A 261-nucleotide genomic window follows, 5' to 3' on the forward strand; every position below is an offset into this window, starting at 1 on the left:
GATGCCGAGCCCGCCGCCTTGCGCGATGCGTTGAAGGCGCACCTCAAGGCCCAACTGCCGGACTACATGGTGCCCGCGCATTTGATCGTGCTGCAGAGCATGCCACTCACCGCCAACGGCAAGCTCGACCGCCGCGCCTTGCCGGAGCCGGACCCAGAGGCCAATCGCCAAGCCTACGTGGCGCCCCGCAGTGAGCTGGAACACAGCCTGGCTGCCATCTGGTGCGCGGTGCTGAACGTGGAGCAAGTCGGCCTCGACGAT

Annotated in this window: 1 protein-coding gene; it reads left to right on the forward strand. The window is 67.0% G+C overall.

Annotated features, from left to right (window positions below; genetic code table 11):
* A partial coding sequence (locus FEI13_RS18950; RefSeq protein WP_138183029.1) for an AMP-binding enzyme occupies positions 1-261 on the forward strand: 261 nt, incomplete at both ends.

Source organism: Halomonas urmiana, from assembly GCF_005780185.1.
Taxonomy (GTDB): domain Bacteria; phylum Pseudomonadota; class Gammaproteobacteria; order Pseudomonadales; family Halomonadaceae; genus Halomonas; species Halomonas urmiana.